Raw genomic sequence first — 16,942 nt, 5'->3', positions numbered from 1 at the left:
GGGAGGGTGGGTGGGGGGTGGGTGCGGGTGGTGGGGGGGGGAAAAAACCCCCCCCCCACGGCGGCGGAGCCGACCCGGGCGCACGGCGGCGGAGCCGACCCGGGGGCACGGCGGCGGAGCCGACCCGGGCGCACGGCGGCGGAGCCGACCCGGGGGTCAGTGCGCCGATACGGCCGCCAGTTCCCGGGTGCAGTGCCGCTCGGCCATCAGCGCGCCGAGCAGTCGGGCCGCCTTGATCGCCTGGTACCCGCCGACCAGGTCGGTTGCTCGGTGCAGGCCAAGCCTGCGCAGCGACGCCGCGGCGAGGCAGGAGGTGTAGCCCTCTGAGCAGACGATCACCCATTCGACGTCGCGGTCGACGGCCAAGGCGAGGGGCGCGCTGCTGGTCGGGTCGAGCCGCCACTCGAGCACGTTGCGTTCGATGGCGAGCGCACCGGGCAGCGTCCCCTCGCGTGCGCGCTGGGCCTGCGGCCGGATGTCCACGACGATCGCGCCGCGCCGATGCGCCTCGGCCAGTTCGAACACGGTCAGGCGGTCGAGGTGAGTGCGGGCGTCGTCGAGCATCTCGTCGATGGTCATGCCGACAGTCCTTCCGGGAAATCGGTCAGCTCGGTGCGGGTGCGGCGCAGGCTGCCATGGTCGGTGACCTCGTAGTAGGACATCGCGGTCAGTGGTGGCGAATAGGCGTGCACGCTCAATGTCGGCGGTCCCGGGTCGGCGTCGGCCTCCGGCGCCAGCGCGACGTCATGCACCCAGCCGAGCGGAAACGAGGCCTGGTCCCCGGCATCGAGGGTGCGGTACTTGAGTTCGCTTCCACCCCACCGATATTCGGCGAGACTTCCACTGAGGACGGTGAGCGCCCCGAGCGAGCCGGCGTGGTCGTGCAGCTCGGTCGCCTCACCGGGAACCCAGCTGATCAGCCAAAGATCGACATCGTCGTCGGCGTGCAGTCGGGCGGACCAGCGTTCGGTGGTCCACCAGCGCTCGGGGAGCAGCGGGGCGTAACGCCCGTCGAGGACGTCGCTTGCGCCCTGGTCGGTTATCCGCAGCAGGTCGGCGGGCTTCAGGCGGCTCGGCGACACCGAGATCCGAGGGGACGGGAAAGACAGGGAATGCAGATCAGACATGGATGTGACTCCGGGAGGGTGAAATCGGCCGAGGCGAAATGACGTGCCTCAACGAGTCGAGGCGGCAGTCAGCCTCGACAACACTCCCGGGTGGCCATGCGAGCAATCACGTCGACCAGTGTGACACAGAACCGGAGATCGGCAAAGGGTCCGTCCGTGGTGACGCGTCACGCCACGGGCGGACGCTTCGCCGCCCGTCGAGCCTGGTTGCGCTCGTACACGATCCGCAGGCCCTCAAGCGCGAGGTCGCGCTCCAGATGGGCGATGGTCTCGGATTCCGGCATCACCAGGGGTGCGCTGTCCCCGGTCGCGATCACCGTCACGTCGTCGCCCGCGAAGGTGGGCAGCTCGGCCCGCACCCGGCGGACCAGTCCGTCGACCAGCCCGGCGAACCCGAACACGGCGCCGGCCTGCATGCACTCAACGCTGCTCTTCCCGACCACCGCGCGGGGTCGCACCAGCTCGAACTTACGCAGCGCGGCCGAGTGCGAGGCAAGCGCGTCGGTGGACGTCTCGAGGCCCGGCGCTATCGCGCCGCCGAGGAACTCCCCCTTGTCGGACACGACATCAACACAGGTCGCGACACCGAAATCGACGACGATGCACGGGCCGCCGTAGAGATGGTGGGCGGCAAGACTGTTCACGATCCGGTCGGCCCCGACCTCCTTGGGGTTGTCGACCAGCAACGGCACCCCGGTCCGGACCCCCGGCTCCACGACAACGTGCGGGACGTGACCCCAGTATCGGGACAGCATCACCCGCAGCTCGCGCAGCACCGACGGCACCGTCGACAGCGCCGAGACTCCGACGACCTGCTCGACTTTCGCCCCGAGCAGTCCGCGCAGCATCAACGCCAACTCGTCGGCCGTCATCCGCGGATCGGTGCGCATGCGCCAGTCCTGCTCCAGCCGTGCGTGTTCCCCGCTTCCGGCGAACAGCCCGAGCGAGACGGTGGTGTTGCGGACGTCGACGGCCAGCAGCACGGTTACACCAGCGCCGAGGTGTTCTCGAGGGTGCTCAGCATGCGCGGGGTGATCAGGCCCGATCCCTCGGGTGCGTGCGCCGGGTCCGAGCCCAGCTCGACCTGCCGGTTGTCGGCGTCGACGAACACCACCCGCGGGTCGTAATCCCGGCATTCCTGCTCGTTCATCACGCCGTAGGCGATCAGGATGACTAGGTCACCCGGATTTACGAGATGTGCTGCCGCACCGTTGATTCCGATGACGCCGCTCCCGCGCTCTCCCGCGATGACGTAGGTCTCAAGGCGGGCGCCGTTGTCGATGTCGACAATGCACACCTGCTCCCCCTCGAGCAGGTCGGCGGCGTCCATGAGGTCCTGGTCGACGGTCACCGAGCCGACATAGTGCAGGTCGGCGTGCGTGACGGTGGCGCGGTGGATCTTCGACTTCATCATCGTGCGAAACATGAACTGCCCCTTAATGGTCTAACGAGCGAACTGGTCGTCGCCGGTGGTACGGGTATCGACGTCCCGTTCGAGGAATCCGGTGCCGACGGCGACACCGACGTTGTCGATCAGCCGGGTGGCTCCCACCCTGGCCGCGACCAGCAGGCGCCCGTCACCCCGTTCGGGGGCCGGACCGAGGTCGACACCGCGCACCTCGAGATAGTCGACGACGATGTCGGGCGCCGTCGCGAGCACCTCCCGGGCGGTGGCGACGATCGCGTCCGCACCGCCCGCCGCGGCGTGGGCGCCTGCGACGAGGGCCGCGGAAATCGTTGCGGACGCGGCACGCTGCTCCTCGTCCAGGTAGCGGTTGCGCGAGGAGAGCGCCAGCCCGTCCTGCTCGCGGACCGTGGGGACTCCGCGAATCTCGACGTCGACGTTCAGGTCTCGAACCATCTGCCGGATCAGCGTCAGCTGCTGGTAGTCCTTCTCGCCGAAGTAGGCGGTGTTCGGCGCCACGATCTGCAGCAGCTTCGCCACCACCGTCAACATCCCGGCGAAATGAGTTGGCCTGCTGGCGCCTTCGAGTTCCTCCCCGAGCGGCCCCGGATGAATCGTGGTGCGCTGACCGTTCGGGTACATCGCTGCGGCGGTCGGGGCGAACACCAGCTCCACCCCCTCACCGCGGAGCAGCTCCAGGTCCGCGTCGAGGGTCCGCGGATAGGCGTCGAGGTCCTCCCCCGCCGCAAACTGCAGCGGATTGACGAAGATCGAAACCACAACGACCGCACCGCGCAGCTTCGCCTGCCGCACCAGTTCCAGGTGGCCCGCGTGCAGGGCGCCCATGGTCGGGACGAGCGCGACCTGCCTACCGACACCGCGCAGTGCGCGGGTGACCTTCGTCAGCTCGGCGGGTTCGCGGTGCACGGTCAGTTCACCGCGTGTGTAGCCGTTCACGATCGGTCCTCCAGAATCTCGATCAACGCCGGGTCCGCCCCGGCGATCTGCGCCGACCGCAGCGACATCGCCCGGTAGCCCCCGGCGAGTTGGGGATCCACCTCCGCGAGCACGCGCAGGTGGGTGGCGACGGCCGCACGGTCACCCCGCGCCACCGGTCCGGTCAGCGCGGCGGGCCCGCGCCGCAGGGCGTTGTCGAGCGCGGCCGACAGCAGCGGCGCGAGCACCCGTTCGGCCACCCCGTTCGGCTCGCCGTCGACGGCCTGCTGGCCGAAGAACTCGTCACCGGACAAGGCCACCCGCAGCGCCGCGACCGCGTCCGACACCAGCGTGACGAGATGGTTGCTGCCGTGCGCGAGGGCAGCGTGGTAGAGCGGCCGAACCTCCTCGCGCACCCGAACCGGCTCGCCGCCGATCTCCAGAACCAGGGACTGCGCGATCGCGTAGCCGATCTCGTCGGCCGCGGTGATCCCGAAGCAACTGGACGCCAGCCGGGCAACGTCCTCGTCGTGCCCGGTGAACGTCATCGCCGGGTGGATCGCCAGCGGCAATGCGCCTGCCCGGGCCAGTGGCGCCAGCACACCGATCCCGTTCGCGCCGGAGGTGTGCACGACGATGGTGCCGGGCCGGACCGATCCGGTCGCCGCGAGGCCGTGCACCAGGTCGGGGAGTTCGTCGTCGGGGACGGCCAGGATCAGAAGTTCGGAGCGGGCCGCCACGTCGGTCGCGGGCAGGATCTCGGTGTCGGGCAGTCGCTGCTGTGCGCGTCGCACCGAGGCGTCGGACACCGCGGCGCAGGCGACGACCGGATGGCCGACTCGTTCGAGGGCCGCGCCAAGGGCGGTGCCGACCCGTCCCGCCGAGACGATGCCCACCGTCAATCGGGCTGGCGCCGGGTCGCCGACGGACCCACCTGGAGTGATCTCGAATGAGGTCACCGTTGTTCCTCTCGTTCGTTCCAGTCCCGCAGCGCGGGTACCGGACGTTCACAGCGAGGATAGTCGGGGGGCGGGACCGACCGCCACGGTCGGAAAAGTGATCTACGGCTCACCCGCGCCTGCGGCGGCCGGTCCTTGCCGCATCCGGATCCGCGGTTGCGGCCTGCATGTTCGCCATGATCTCGGCGACCGAGAGCCCGTTGGAATGGGCACCGGCGGACTCGTCGTCGGTGCCGCTGTCCTCCGCCGCGCGACGCCGTGCGCGACGCGAACTCAGCGCGTCGTCGGCGGGAGATGCGTCCGCGGGAGGAGCGTCCGCGGGAGGGACGTCGGCGGGAGGCGTAACGGCGCTGGCCGCGTCCTCGGCGACAACCGACACCTCGGCCGTCACGGGTTCGTCGAACGGCGAGGCGAAGGTCGGCCCGGCGCCCGGCTCGACGTATGCGGGGTTCGGCGCGAACGGGACCGGCGGGCGTACCGCGGCGGCACCCGCCGACAACTGGCCCATCGTGGACCGCTCCGCCTCGATCGCCACCCGGTCCGCGGGCATCCGGCCCTCGAACAGCACCTCGAGGCTCCCACGCAGCGCGGCGAGTTCGGCGCGCAGCGCGGCGATCTCGGACGCGTCAACGGCGACTTCGCTGCGCACCCGCGCCTCGACGCCTGCCTCATACTCGCGGCGGGCACCGATCTCCCGCTCGAGTTGAAGTTCGTACACGGTCTGCAGATCCCGGATCTTCGCCTTGTCCGCCGCGGACTCCCGGCGGTACCGGGTCATCGCGATGGCGCCGATCACGGCCGCCCACAATGCGGCCATCAGGCCGATGCGCAGCACCTGCACGCTGTCACTGAAGATCAGGAACAGGCTGGCGACCACCGCGAGCACCACGAGACCGGCCGCGATCATCTGGCTCGCGCTGCGCTTGCCCCTCCGCATCGAACCCGCGCGACCAGAAGCTGTCATGGGCCCCAGGATAGCGGCAGCCCGCGGCGGCGCCGGGGTGCGCCCGCGGCGATTCCCGACCCGATCGACCTACATCGCCGGTTCGTCCGGCGGTTCGTCCGGGGTCCGGCAGCAATGCTCGAGCCACATCGCGGCGGCGACCAGGACCACGCCGGCGAGCACACCGACCAGGGTCCCGGTCATGTCCTGCGCTGCCGCATCGACCTCGGCCCGCTTCGGCAGCAGGTACAGCAGCAGACCGAACCACACGCCCGCGCTCGCGGCACCCACCAGTGCCGATGCCTTCGCGAGCGCCACCGCACGCGCCGCGGTGATCGGGTGCAGCTGATGCCGGTCGGGCCCGATCCGATGATCCTCGATGCGGGCCCGAATCACGAACGCGAGCACAACCTCAATCAACGCCACCGGGTAGAGCGATGCTCCCGCAAACACCGAGATCGGCGGCAGCGAACCGTAGAACGCGCGCACCAACAGCCAGGTCGCGATCGTCGCGAACAGCGCCAACCCGACCAGGTCGCGGACTCGCGTCGGGTTCATCACGACCGCACCAGCCTCGCGTCCGTTCGCCGAACCCCGGCGATCTCCTCGGGATCGAGCGCGGCAAGCAGATCCCGCGCAGGCACCGGGGTGCCGTCGACCGTCAACGACGCGTCGGGGTCGATCTCGAGCCACGGCAGCAACACGAAGGCGCGCAGGTGCGCCCGGGGGTGCGGCAACGTCAGTTCGGGGTCGGCGCTGACCGTGCCCGCGCAGTCCACCACGTCCACATCCAGACTTCGCGGCCCCCAGCGGACGTCCCGGACCCGGTCCGCCTGCTGCTCGAGATGCTGGCCGAACTTTAGCCAGCCACGGCAGCTCAGGTCCGGATCGTCGACGATCAGGGTGGCGTTGAGGAAGTCCTGCTGCTCCACCCCACCCCACGGCGCCGTCGCGTACACCCCGGACGCCGCGACCAGCCGATCCCCCAGCGCATCGACCACCGACCGCAGATTCGCGACCGGGTCGCCGAGGTTCGACCCGATCGACAGCACCGCCCGACTCATCCGCGCAGGCCCTTGCGGGATCGCCGGGCCACCACCGCCACGTCCGCGAACGTCAACGGGATCGGCGCCGACGGCTTGTGCAGGGTCACCTCGACCGCGTTCACCCGCGCGTCCAGCAGCACCGCGTCGGCGATCTCCGCCGCGACCGTCTCGATCAGGTCCCGCGGCGGCCCGGCGACGATGTCGGCGGCGGTCTGCGCGAGCGTGCCGTAGTCGTAGGTGTCGGCGAGGTCGTCCGACGCGGCGGCCGGCGCCAAGTCCAGCCACAGGGTCACGTCGACGAAGAAGTCCTGACCGTCCCGCTTCTCGTGGTCGAACACGCCGTGATTGCCGCGGACCTGCAGGCCCCGCAACTCGATCCGGTCAGACACCGTCGACCTCCTCCGCCGCAGGCCAGGCCTGCGCAACCGCGATCGCGTCCCGAGACGCCCTGACGTCGTGCACCCGCACACCCCATGCCCCGCCGCGGGCCGCGAACGCCGACACCACCGCCGTCGCGACCTCCCGCCCGTCGGGCACCCGGTCGCCGCCCTGGTCCGCGAGGAGGGTGCCGAGGAACCGCTTCCGGGACGCGCCGATCAGGACCGGGAAGCCGAGCCCGGTCAGTCGTGGGAGCGCACCGAGCAGCGCCCAGTTGTGTTCGGCCGTCTTGGCGAACCCCAGTCCCGGATCGAGGATCAGGCGGGACGGATCGACGCCCGCCCGGACCGCGGAGTCCACCGACCCCATCAGTTCGTCGCACACCTCGGTGACCACATCCCCGTAGTGCAACACCCCGCCAGCGTGGACGTACTCGCCCGCGGACCGCCAGTGCATCAGGATCCACGGCAACCCGGCATCGGCGAGTACCGATGCCATCGCCGGGTCGGCCCGACCCCCGGACACGTCGTTGACGACGCTCACGCCCGCCTCGATCGCCGCTTCCGCCACCGACGCCCGCATCGTGTCGACGCTGACCGGAATGCCCTCAGCGGCGAGGTCGGCGATGACCGGCGCGACCCGCCGTGCCTCGACCTCGGGGTCGACGCGCTGCGCTCCCGGCCGGGTCGACTCACCGCCGACATCGATGATGTCCACACCCAGCCTGCGCAGTTCCAGACCGTGCGCGACCGCGGCATCGCGGTCGAGGTAGCGGCCGCCGTCGGAGAACGAGTCGCTCGTGACGTTGAGCACCCCCATCACGGCGCAGCGACCCGGTGTCGGGAGCATGGTCACCTGCGGACGATGAGATCCAGCGCCTCGGCGCGCGAGGCGGCGCTGGACTGGAAGATCCCCCGGACCGCCGACGTTGTGGTGCTCGCGCCCGGCTTACGGATGCCGCGCATCGCCATGCACAGATGTTCGGCCTCGACCACGACGATCACGCCACGCGGATCCAGCTTGCGCACCAGCGCGTCGGCGATCTGACTGGTCAGCCGCTCCTGCACCTGCGGACGCTTGGCGTACAGGTCGACCACCCGCGCCAGTTTCGACAAGCCGGTCACGCGGCCCGTCGAGCCGGGAATGTAGCCGACGTGCGCGACACCGTGGAACGAGACCAGGTGGTGCTCGCAGGTGGAGTACATCGGGATGTCCCGGACTAGGACCAGCTCCTGATGACCCTCGTCGAAGGTGGTGTTGAGCACCTCGTCGGGCTCGGTGTAGAGGCCAGCGAACACCTCGCGGTACGCCCGCGCCACCCGGGCGGGCGTGTCCAGCAGCCCGGGCCGGTCCGGGTCCTCGCCGACGGCGATCAGCAGCTCCCGCACGGCGGCCTCGGCCCGCGCCTGGTCGAAGGCACGACCGGACCCGACCGACCGCAGCACCTCGTCCGCCTCATTCGTTTCCGCGCCGCCGAGTTGACGAACCGACACCTGATCGCACCTCCACTTCGTTCCAACCGCGTCCCCGCCCGTCCGCGACGGGCGGTGCAAACACTAGTGCGCAGCGATCTACTGCTGCCCGTTCGGTCCGTCCCACCGCTGCGTGGAGGGATCCTGCTCCTCGGCCGGGGCGCCCTGGTGCGGCGCCTGGGGCGGCTGCGGCGGCGGATTCCACTGCGGATACCCGGCGTACGGGTTCTCCACCGGCTCCGGGTACGGGTTCCCGACCGGCCTGGTGTGCTGGGCCTCGCCGCGCGGGGGCCAGCCCGGCGCGGACCATCCGGCGGGCGCACCGTAGTCCGGCATCGACCCCTGCGGGGGCTGCTGCTGCGGCGGGTACGCCGGGTAGCCGCCCGGCGGAACCTGGTAGCCGTTCTGCGGCGGCTGCGGCGCGCCGGCCTGCGGCACACCCGGCTGCGGCGGCACCGCCGACGGAGCCGCGTCCCGGTTCGCGAACGTCGGGGTGCGGACCGGCTCCTCCGGGAACGGTTCCCCACGCTCGATCGCCAGCTCACGCGGGGTCTTGATCGGCGGCTTCTCGGACGGGATCCGGTCGCCGAAGTCGTTGAACGCGGTGATCCGGGGACGCTTCTCGACGCCGGTGAAGATCTTCTCCAGGTCCTTGCGGGTCAGCGTCTCGTGCTCGAGCAGCTCCGCGGCCAGCACGTCGAGGGTGTCGCGGTACTCGTTGAGGATCGACCACGCCTCGGTGTGCGCGGCCTCGATCAGGTTGCGCACCTCCTCGTCGATCTCCCGCGCCACCTCGTGCGAGTAATCCGACTGCTGCCCCATCGAGCGGCCGAGGAACGGATCGCCGCCCTCCTGCCCGTAGCGGACGGCGCCGAGCTTCGCGCTCATGCCGTACTCGGTGACCATCGCGCGCGCGATCTTGGTGGCCTGGTCGATGTCGGAGGACGCGCCGGTCGTCGGCTCGTGGAACACCAGTTCCTCGGCGGCACGGCCGCCCATCGCCATCACCAGGCGGGCGATCATTTCCGAGCGGGTCATCAGACCCTTGTCGTCCTCGGGGACGGTCATCGCGTGCCCGCCGGTACGGCCGCGGGCCAGGATCGTCACCTTGTAGATCGGCTCGATGTCCGGCATCGCCCACGCGGCGAGGGTGTGACCGCCCTCGTGGTACGCGGTGATCTTCTTCTCGTGCTCGCTGATGATCCGGCTCTTGCGCCGCGGACCGCCGATGACCCGGTCCACCGACTCCTCAAGAGCGGCCTCGGTGATCACCGCGCCGTTCTCACGGGCGGTCAGCAGCGCCGCCTCATTGATGACGTTGGCCAAGTCGGCGCCGGACATGCCGACGGTGCGCTTCGCCAGGCCCTCCAGGTCGGCATGCTGGTCGAGCGGCTTGCCCTGCGAGTGCACCCGCAGGATCGCCCGCCTGCCCGCCAGGTCCGGGTTGCTGACCGGGATCTGGCGGTCGAAGCGTCCCGGCCGCAGCAGCGCGGGGTCGAGGATGTCGGGGCGGTTCGTCGCCGCGATCAGGATGATGCCGGTGCGGTCCCCGAAGCCGTCCATCTCGACGAGCAACTGGTTGAGGGTCTGCTCGCGCTCGTCGTGCCCGCCGCCAAGGCCCGCGCCACGCTGTCGGCCGACGGCGTCGATCTCATCGACGAAGATGATGCAGGGGCTGTTCTGCTTGGCCTGCTCGAACAGGTCGCGGACCCGGGAGGCGCCGACACCGACGAACATTTCGACGAAGTCCGAGCCGGAGATCGTGAAGAACGGAACCCCGGCCTCACCGGCGACCGCGCGGGCCAGCAGCGTCTTGCCGGTGCCGGGCGGGCCGTACAGCAGGACGCCCTTCGGGATCTTCGCACCGAGCGCCTGGTAACGGGCCGGGTTCTGCAGGAAGTCCTTGATCTCGTACAGCTCTTCGACGGCCTCGTCGGCGCCCGCCACGTCGGCGAACGTGTTCTTCGGCATGTCCTTCGACAGCTGCTTGGCCTTCGACTTCCCGAAGCCCATCACGCCGCCGCGGCCGCCGCCCTGCATCCGGCCCATCACGAAGATGAAGAGGCCGAGCAGGATCACCATCGGAAGAACGAACAGCAGGATCTGCGACAACCAGCCCTGCTGGGTGATCTTCGTGTTGTACTTCTCGAGACCGGCCTGCTGGACCTCGGTGAAGATCTGTTCGGCCGCGGCGCTCGGGTACTTCGCGATGATCTGCGTCGCGTTGTCCGTGTCCTCGTTGCCCTGCTTGAGGGTCAGGCGGATCTGCTGTTCCCGGTCGTCGATCTGCGCGTCGGTGACGTTCTTTGCGTCCAACTGCGCGATCGCCACCGAGGTGTCGACACTCGTGTACCCGCGAGTGTCGTTGCCGAAGTAGCTGAACGCATAGATGATCAGCAGGATGCCGGCGACGATCGCCAGGTTGCGAAACACTGTCTTGCGATTCATACAGGTTCAGCCGCTTCGGGCCAGTCCTTTCCAGTTCCGGCCGAGCCTTCCAGCTCGGGTCGAGCTCGGTGCGCCGGCGTTCCGGCTGCTCACCGGACAACAAAAGATTACCGCGAACGGCACCGGTGATCTCCGTCAGCACGCGCGGGTCGGCGCACGTCTCCACCTGTCCAACGCGCGGTCCGACGCGATGGTTCCGATGTCCCCACTGTTGTCCTCCGCGGCCGCTACTGTCGGCGAGCATGATGCTGTCCCATCCGGAGGTCCTCGACCAGCTCGACCGATCCCAGGAACGTCTCGAGCGGGCCGTGTCCGCCCTGACGGAGCAGGATGCGCGGGGGGCATCCGCGCTGCCTGGCTGGACCCGCGGGCACGTGGTGACGCACCTGGCCCGCAACGCCGACGGGCTGCGCCGGTTCACGCTCGGGGTCGCGGACGGCACCCCCCGCGAGATGTATCCCGGCGGCCCGGACGCGCGCGCGGCCGCGATCGAGGAGGGCGCGGACCGGCCGGTCGACCTGCTCGCCGCCGACCTCCGCTTCGCGGGCCGCAGGCTCGCCGCCGACCTCCGATCGCTCAGCCCCGACCGGCACGACACCCCGGTACGGTGGCGCAAGCCGATCACCGCCCGCGACCTCCCAGTGTTCCGGTGGCGGGAGCTGGAGATCCATCACCTCGACCTCGACGTCGGGTACGGCTACGCCGACTGGCCCGCCGAGTTCGTCGAGTCGACGCTCGCGACCCAGCTGCCGGAACTCGCTGCGGTCGCAGCGGACCTCGCGGCACCGGACCTTCCGCGACCGGAGCTGCTTGCCTGGCTGATCGGCAGGCCGACGCGGCCGGGGCTGCCGGTCCTGCCGCCGTGGCCGTTCTGACCACGCCACCGCCCGCGGGTGGGCGGCTGCGCCGCGTCGCCGAGCTGACCCCCGGCTACTTCGCCGGTGTCATGGCGACCGGCATCGTGTGCATCGGCGCGCAACTGCGAGGGTTCACCGAACTGGCCGCGGTGCTCTTCTGGATTGCGGTCGTGTTCTACGCCGTCCTACTCGTGTTGAACATCTGGCGGTTCGTCGGGTTCCGGCACCGGATGTCCGACGACTTCCACGACCCGTCCCGGGCGTTCGGCTTCTTCACGTTCATCGCCGCGACCAACGTCCTCGGCGCGGCGCTGGTCGGGACCGGGCACATCGGTCTCGCGACCACCCTGCTGACCGTGTCGGTGCTGGTGTGGATCCTGCTCGGCTACGTGGTCCCGTGGACGGCGGTCCTGAGCAACCGGCACCGCCCGATGCTCGACACCGCGAACGGGACCTGGTTCATCTGGGTGGTCGCCAGCCAGTCGATCTCGGTGGTCGCGGCCGGTCTCGAACAGGCGCTGCCCGCGCATCGCGACTACCTGTCGATCCTCGCCATCGGGGCGTGGTCGCTCGGGGTCGTGCTGTACGCGGCCTGCGCGGTGTTCGTCGCGCTGCGCGCCATGCTGTACCCGCTGCGACCGGAGGACCTGGACCCGCCGTACTGGGTCGCGATGGGCGCCGTCGCGATCACCGTTGTCGCGGGCGCCCGCGTCGTCGAGATGGCGGACACCCCGATGGTCGCGGTGACCCGCGGGGTCACGGCCGGGCTGTCGGTGATGTTCTGGTCGTTCGCCACCTGGTTGATCCCGGTCCTCGTCGCGGCCGGGGTGTGGCGGCACGCCCTCCACCGGATCCCGCTCCGCTACGAGCCGACCCTGTGGAGTGTGGTCTTCCCGCTCGGCATGTACTCGGTCGCCGGAATGTACCTGGGCCGCGCCAACCACCTGCCCTTCGTCGAGGCGGTCGGCACGCACTGGTTCTGGGTCGCGCTCGCCGCGTGGGTGCTCGTTGCGCTCGGCATGGTGCGGGCCGTCGTCGTGACCGTGATCCTCGGCGGGCCCGCCCGAACCCGGGAACCATGACCGGAAGTGCGTCCCGTCCCCGGGGATATCCTGGAAGGCAGCCTCGCCGCAACCCACCGCACTGATCCGCGGCGACGGGGCAGCCGCCATGACCAAACGCCAGCACCGACCCGCACCCGACGCGACCGCATCGACGGACGCGCCGGACACCGAGTGCGCGAACGAGTACTCCCGGGAGATGTTCGATCGGTCCGCCGACCTCGAGGACCTGCTGACCGGCACCGCCCGGGACCCCGCGCACCCCGGCGACGCGCAGACCGTGACCGCGCCGGCTGGCGACCGGCGCACCATCGACGACCTCGACGTCGGCGACCGCATCGACGACTTCGACCTGCTCGTCGCGCTCGGACGCGGCGCGTTCGCGCGGGTATTCCTTGCCAGGCAGCGGTCCCTGCAGCGGCTGGTCGCGGTGAAGATCTCCCGCGACCACGGCACCGAACCGCAGACCCTCGCGCAACTCGACCACGACTACATCGTCCGGGTCTTCGACCAGCGGCTCGTCCCCGACCTGGGGATGAAGCTGCTGTACATGCAGTACGTGCCCGGGGGCACGCTGCTCGGGGTGTTGCGGCGGGTCCGCGAGACCCCGGAAACGCGGCGGTCCGGCGCACTGCTGCTCGACGCGATCGACGCGACCCTCGACGCGAAGGGCGAGCTCCGGCCCACCGACTCCAGTGTCCGGAACGAGATCGCGGCGTTGTCGTGGCCGGACACCGTCGCGTGGATCGGGCGCAGGCTCGCCGAGGCACTCGACCATGCCGGCAGGCACGGCATTCTGCACCGCGACGTCAAACCGGCGAACGTGCTGCTGACCGCCGAGGGAGTCCCGAAACTCGCCGACTTCAACATCAGCTTCAGCGATCGGCTCACGGGCACCAGCCCGGTCGCCTACTTCGGGGGGTCGCTCGCCTACATGTCCCCCGAGCAGCTGCGGGCCTGCGACCCGGCCCGGCCCGCCGCCGCCGCCGACCTCGACACCCGCAGCGACATCTACGGGCTCGGTGTCGTGCTGTGGGAACTGCTCACCGGGCACCGGCCGTTCCCCGACGTCGACTCGGCCGCCCCGGATGCGCTCGACCGGATGATCTCGGCCCGCGAGGCCGGTGTCGGGCCCGATGCCGGGGCTGCCCTTCCTCCGGACTGCCCGGCCACGCTGCGGCGCATCCTGCTCACCTGCCTGGACCCCGACCCGGACCGGCGCTGGCCGAGCGGGATCGAGCTGGCCCGCCAGTGCAGGCTGTGCCTGGACCCGCACGCCCGCGACCTCGTCGACCCGCCGCCGAGCAGGCACCGCCGGGCGCTGCAGCGGTGGGCGGTGCCCATCCTGATCGCCGCCGGGGTGATCCCGAACGCGCTGGCGGGTGCCTACAACTATCACCACAACAAGACGCTGATCATCGACACCCTTGCTCCGCTCGCGCAGCGGCACTTCGAGCAGATCCAGTTCGTCATCAACGCGATCGCGTTCCCGACCGGCGCGATCGTGCTGCTGTTCCTGTGCCGGTACCCCTTGACCGTTCCGCGTGGGCTGCGGAAGGGCCGCGGATACGACACCGCGACCCTGGCCCGCGCGCGCACCGACACCCTCCTGCTCGGTGACCGGATCGCGGTCGTCGTGTTCGGGTTGTGGGCGATCGCCGGACTCGCCTACCCGATCGCGCTGCAGGTGGTCGCGGGTGGCATTCCGGCCCGCGCGTACGTGCATTTCCTCGGGTCACTGCTGGTGTGCGGTGCGATCGCGGTCGCCTACCCGTTCTTCTTCGTCGCGTTCTACGCCGTCCGCTACCTGTATCCGGTGCTGCTGCCGCTGGGGATCACCAGCAGCGACGACGATCGCAATCTCCGCGGCCTGGACCGGCGCAGCACCCGCTATCTCGCGGTCGCGGCGTCGGTGCCGCTGGTCGCGGTCGCCGGCGTGACCTTCCTTGACCCGGACCAGATCGGCCAGGTCATCGGCGCCGTCCGGGTGCTGTCCGTCGGGGCGATCATCGCGTTCATCTGCGCGTACTGGCTGTTCCGGCAGCTGGAGACGGATCTGCGCGCGCTGGAACGGGTCGTCGCGCAGGAGCATCGGAGGGAAGACGTGTCCTAGGGCCGCGCCGGCGGTCAGGTCGTGGGTGCGCCGCCCGCCGCGCGGCGGAACCTCGTCGCGAGGCGGTGGAACGCCGCCGCAAGCGCGTCTCCGTCGATCACCTCGATGTCGGCGTCGAGCTGCGTCAACCACAGCGCAAGCCGGTCCGGGTCGTCGGCGCCCAACTCGACGCGGCAGGTGGACTCGTCGACCACCTCGATGTCGACCGGAACGGGGAAGGTGATCCTCGCGGCAACCGTCGCGGCGGGAGCATGCACGAGGACGCGCGCGCGATACCTCCAGGACGCCCTGCTGACCCGCCCGACGACGTATCCGACGACGCTGTCCTCCGGGATCACGCGCGGCCGGAACCGCGCACCGGTCGGTGCGTGCGGAACCATGCGGTCGACCCGGAAGACCCGCCAGCCGTCGCGGTCGAGGTCCCACGCGAGCAGGTACCAGAGTGGTCCCCAGCTCACCAGCCGTTGCGGTTCGGTGTGGCGGGCCTCCTCCCTGCCGCCGGGCTTGGTGTATCCGAATCGGAGGCGTTCGTGGCCACGGATCGCGGCGGCCGTCGCGCCGAGCGCCGCGAGATCGAGCGACGGCTGCGTTCCCGGAACGACACTCGTCGCCTCGCGCACCGCCTCGACGCGCCGACGCAGGCGCGAGGGCAGCACCTGCTCCAACTTCGCCAGCGCGGTGAGGGAGGTCTCCGCGACCCCGAGTCGCTGGGTCGCGACCGCACGCAGCCCGACCGCGACGGCGACCGCCTCGTCGTCGTCGAGCAGCAGTGGGGGCATCGCCGTCCCGGCGGCCAGCCGGTATCCGCCCGCGACGCCGGGACGCGCGGACACGGGATAGCCGAGTGACCGCAGCTTGCCGATGTCGGCGCGCACCGTCCTGGTGCTCACCTCGAGCCGGCCCGCGAGCTCGGAGCTCGTCCAGTCCCGCTTGAGCTGGAGCAACGACAGCAGTTCGAGAAGTCGGGCCGAGGTCGCCAACATGTTCTCGATCATTCCAGCAATTGCGGAAGCAATCCTGCCGCATTATCGGACAGCCTGGGCGTCATGAACGAGAACAACGCGCTCACCCCCTTCCGCATCGACATCCCCCAGGCCGACGTCGACGACCTGCGCAACCGGCTGACGCACACGCGCTGGCCAGCCCCGATGCCGGGCCGAAACGATCGCACCGACTTCAGCCGGGGCATCCCGCTGGCATACCTGGAGGAGCTCGCCGACTATTGGCGTGACGGGTTCGACTGGCGGGTGCAGGAGACGAAGCTCAACGAGTACGAACAGGTGACGACGGTCGTCGAGGGCCAGACCTTCCACGTCGTGCACGCCCGATCGGCGAACCCGGCGGCCACACCGCTGTTGCTGAGCCACGGTTGGCCCGGCTCGTTCGTCGAGTACCAGCGACTCATCCCACTGCTGACCGACGAGTTCCACGTGGTCATCCCGTCGCTGCCCGGCTTCGGGTTCTCCACCCCGCTGTCCGGGACCGGCTGGGAGCTGGGGCAGACGACGGACGCCTATGCCGAGATCATGACGCGTCTGGGCTACGAGCGATTCGCCGCCCACGGCACCGACATCGGGTCGGGCATCGTCGGCCGCCTCGCAGCGCTGTTCCCCGAACGGGTGATCGGCACGCACATCGGCGCCGAATCCCGGTTGCTCGCGTTCGTCGGCGACAAGTTCCCCTCCCCTGACGGGCTGTCCGAGGAGGAGATCGCCCAGATCGAGGCGATGCGCACGGAGGTCGCGGCCGAGCGCGGGTATCTCGAGATGCAGAACCATCGTCCCGACACGATTGGCGCGGCGCTCACCGACTCGCCGGTCGGTCAGCTCGCGTGGATCGCCGAGAAGTTCAAGACCAGGTCCGGTGCCAATCGGACGCCGGACGAGTCGGTCGACCGCGACCAGCTCCTCACGAACATCAGCCTGTACTGGTTCACCCGCAGCGGCGCGTCGAGCGCGCAGTTCTACTACGAGGGCGAGCACTCCGGACTCGACTGGATCATGGCCGCCGACGTGCCGTCCGGGTGGGCCGTGTTCGACACCCACCCGCTGATGCGCCGCGCGCTGGACCCGTGGCAGGCGGTCGACCACTGGAGCGAGTTCACCGCGGGCGGCCACTTCCCGGCAATGGAGGAGCCGGAGCTGCTCGCCGACGACCTCCGTGCCTTCTTCCGCGGCCTTCCCTGACCGCTACCGTC

Annotated in this window: 18 protein-coding genes; 4 read left to right on the top strand and 14 right to left on the bottom strand. The window is 70.4% G+C overall.

Annotated features, from left to right (window positions below):
• Window positions 1–156 precede the first annotated feature (156 nt).
• From ACWF62_RS01770 to ftsH, 13 genes are all read right to left on the bottom strand, one after another.
• Complete coding sequence (locus ACWF62_RS01770; RefSeq protein WP_452629294.1) at window positions 157–579, bottom strand: rhodanese-like domain-containing protein; 423 nt, start codon at window positions 577–579, stop codon at window positions 157–159.
• Window positions 576–1,127, bottom strand: coding sequence for a cysteine dioxygenase (locus tag ACWF62_RS01765; protein WP_378570396.1), 552 nt, complete (start codon window positions 1,125–1,127; stop codon window positions 576–578). The genes ACWF62_RS01770 and ACWF62_RS01765 overlap by 4 nt, the downstream gene beginning before the upstream one ends.
• A gap of 167 nt (window positions 1,128–1,294) precedes the next feature.
• The gene (locus ACWF62_RS01760) at window positions 1,295–2,110 is read right to left on the bottom strand and encodes a type III pantothenate kinase (protein WP_452629293.1); all 816 of its coding nucleotides are present in this window, start codon (window positions 2,108–2,110) and stop codon (window positions 1,295–1,297) included.
• Between the two features lie 2 nt (window positions 2,111–2,112).
• On the bottom strand, window positions 2,113–2,553 hold the full coding sequence (panD, locus tag ACWF62_RS01755; protein ID WP_378507475.1) for an aspartate 1-decarboxylase: 441 nt from the start codon (window positions 2,551–2,553) through the stop codon (window positions 2,113–2,115).
• An 18-nt stretch (window positions 2,554–2,571) separates the two neighbouring features.
• Window positions 2,572–3,489 carry a pantoate--beta-alanine ligase gene (gene panC / locus ACWF62_RS01750; protein WP_378507476.1) on the bottom strand — a complete coding sequence of 306 codons (918 nt, stop codon included), beginning with the start codon at window positions 3,487–3,489 and terminating at the stop codon, window positions 2,572–2,574.
• Window positions 3,486–4,427, bottom strand: a complete 942-nt coding sequence (locus ACWF62_RS01745; RefSeq protein WP_378507477.1) for a Rossmann-like and DUF2520 domain-containing protein — start codon at window positions 4,425–4,427, stop codon at window positions 3,486–3,488. Before ACWF62_RS01745 ends, panC begins: the two co-directional genes overlap by 4 nt.
• Before the next feature lie 109 nt (window positions 4,428–4,536).
• On the bottom strand, window positions 4,537–5,391 hold the full coding sequence (locus ACWF62_RS01740; protein WP_452629292.1) for a DUF6779 domain-containing protein: 855 nt from the start codon (window positions 5,389–5,391) through the stop codon (window positions 4,537–4,539).
• A gap of 69 nt (window positions 5,392–5,460) precedes the next feature.
• Window positions 5,461–5,928: a DUF3180 domain-containing protein gene (locus tag ACWF62_RS01735; RefSeq protein WP_378507479.1), complete on the bottom strand. Its 468-nt coding sequence runs from the start codon at window positions 5,926–5,928 to the stop codon at window positions 5,461–5,463.
• Window positions 5,928–6,434, bottom strand: a complete 507-nt coding sequence (gene folK, locus ACWF62_RS01730) for a 2-amino-4-hydroxy-6-hydroxymethyldihydropteridine diphosphokinase (RefSeq protein WP_378507480.1) — start codon at window positions 6,432–6,434, stop codon at window positions 5,928–5,930. Before folK ends, ACWF62_RS01735 begins: the two co-directional genes overlap by 1 nt.
• Entirely contained in the window at window positions 6,431–6,805 is a 375-nt protein-coding gene (folB, locus tag ACWF62_RS01725; protein WP_378507481.1) for a dihydroneopterin aldolase, read from the bottom strand. The genes folK and folB overlap by 4 nt, the downstream gene beginning before the upstream one ends.
• Window positions 6,798–7,643: a dihydropteroate synthase gene (folP, locus tag ACWF62_RS01720; RefSeq protein WP_378507547.1), complete on the bottom strand. Its 846-nt coding sequence runs from the start codon at window positions 7,641–7,643 to the stop codon at window positions 6,798–6,800. The genes folB and folP overlap by 8 nt, the downstream gene beginning before the upstream one ends.
• A 2-nt stretch (window positions 7,644–7,645) precedes the next feature.
• A complete protein-coding gene (gene folE, locus ACWF62_RS01715; RefSeq protein ID WP_378507482.1) occupies window positions 7,646–8,287 on the bottom strand; it encodes a GTP cyclohydrolase I FolE in 642 nt (213 codons plus the stop codon).
• A 78-nt stretch (window positions 8,288–8,365) separates the two neighbouring features.
• Window positions 8,366–10,714, bottom strand: a complete 2,349-nt coding sequence (gene ftsH / locus ACWF62_RS01710; protein WP_378507483.1) for an ATP-dependent zinc metalloprotease FtsH — start codon at window positions 10,712–10,714, stop codon at window positions 8,366–8,368.
• 242 nt (window positions 10,715–10,956) lie between these two features.
• On the opposite strand from ftsH, the gene ACWF62_RS01705 reads away from it, so the two are divergent.
• The 3 genes from ACWF62_RS01705 to ACWF62_RS01695 all read left to right on the top strand — a co-directional run bounded on the left by ACWF62_RS01705 (window position 10,957) and on the right by ACWF62_RS01695 (window position 14,745).
• Complete coding sequence (locus tag ACWF62_RS01705) at window positions 10,957–11,589, top strand: maleylpyruvate isomerase family mycothiol-dependent enzyme (RefSeq protein WP_378507484.1); 633 nt, start codon at window positions 10,957–10,959, stop codon at window positions 11,587–11,589.
• Window positions 11,577–12,653 (top strand): tellurite resistance/C4-dicarboxylate transporter family protein, encoded by a 1,077-nt coding sequence (locus ACWF62_RS01700; protein WP_378507485.1) that lies wholly within the window; start codon window positions 11,577–11,579, stop codon window positions 12,651–12,653. Before ACWF62_RS01705 ends, ACWF62_RS01700 begins: the two co-directional genes overlap by 13 nt.
• An 88-nt stretch (window positions 12,654–12,741) precedes the next feature.
• A complete protein-coding gene (locus ACWF62_RS01695; RefSeq protein WP_378507486.1) occupies window positions 12,742–14,745 on the top strand; it encodes a serine/threonine-protein kinase in 2,004 nt (667 codons plus the stop codon).
• Between the two features lie 14 nt (window positions 14,746–14,759).
• Here ACWF62_RS01695 and ACWF62_RS01690 read toward each other — a convergent pair whose 3' ends face one another.
• On the bottom strand, window positions 14,760–15,728 hold the full coding sequence (locus ACWF62_RS01690; protein ID WP_378507548.1) for a helix-turn-helix transcriptional regulator: 969 nt from the start codon (window positions 15,726–15,728) through the stop codon (window positions 14,760–14,762).
• 63 nt (window positions 15,729–15,791) lie between these two features.
• Here ACWF62_RS01690 and ACWF62_RS01685 point away from each other — a divergent pair, with 63 nt between their 5' ends.
• Complete coding sequence (locus ACWF62_RS01685) at window positions 15,792–16,931, top strand: epoxide hydrolase family protein (RefSeq protein WP_452629291.1); 1,140 nt, start codon at window positions 15,792–15,794, stop codon at window positions 16,929–16,931.
• Window positions 16,932–16,942: the final 11 nt, after the last annotated feature.

This window comes from Rhodococcus sp. NPDC054953, from assembly GCF_053609225.1.
Note: the sequence above shows the minus strand (reverse complement) of the source record. Positions and strands in the feature narration are given on the sequence as shown.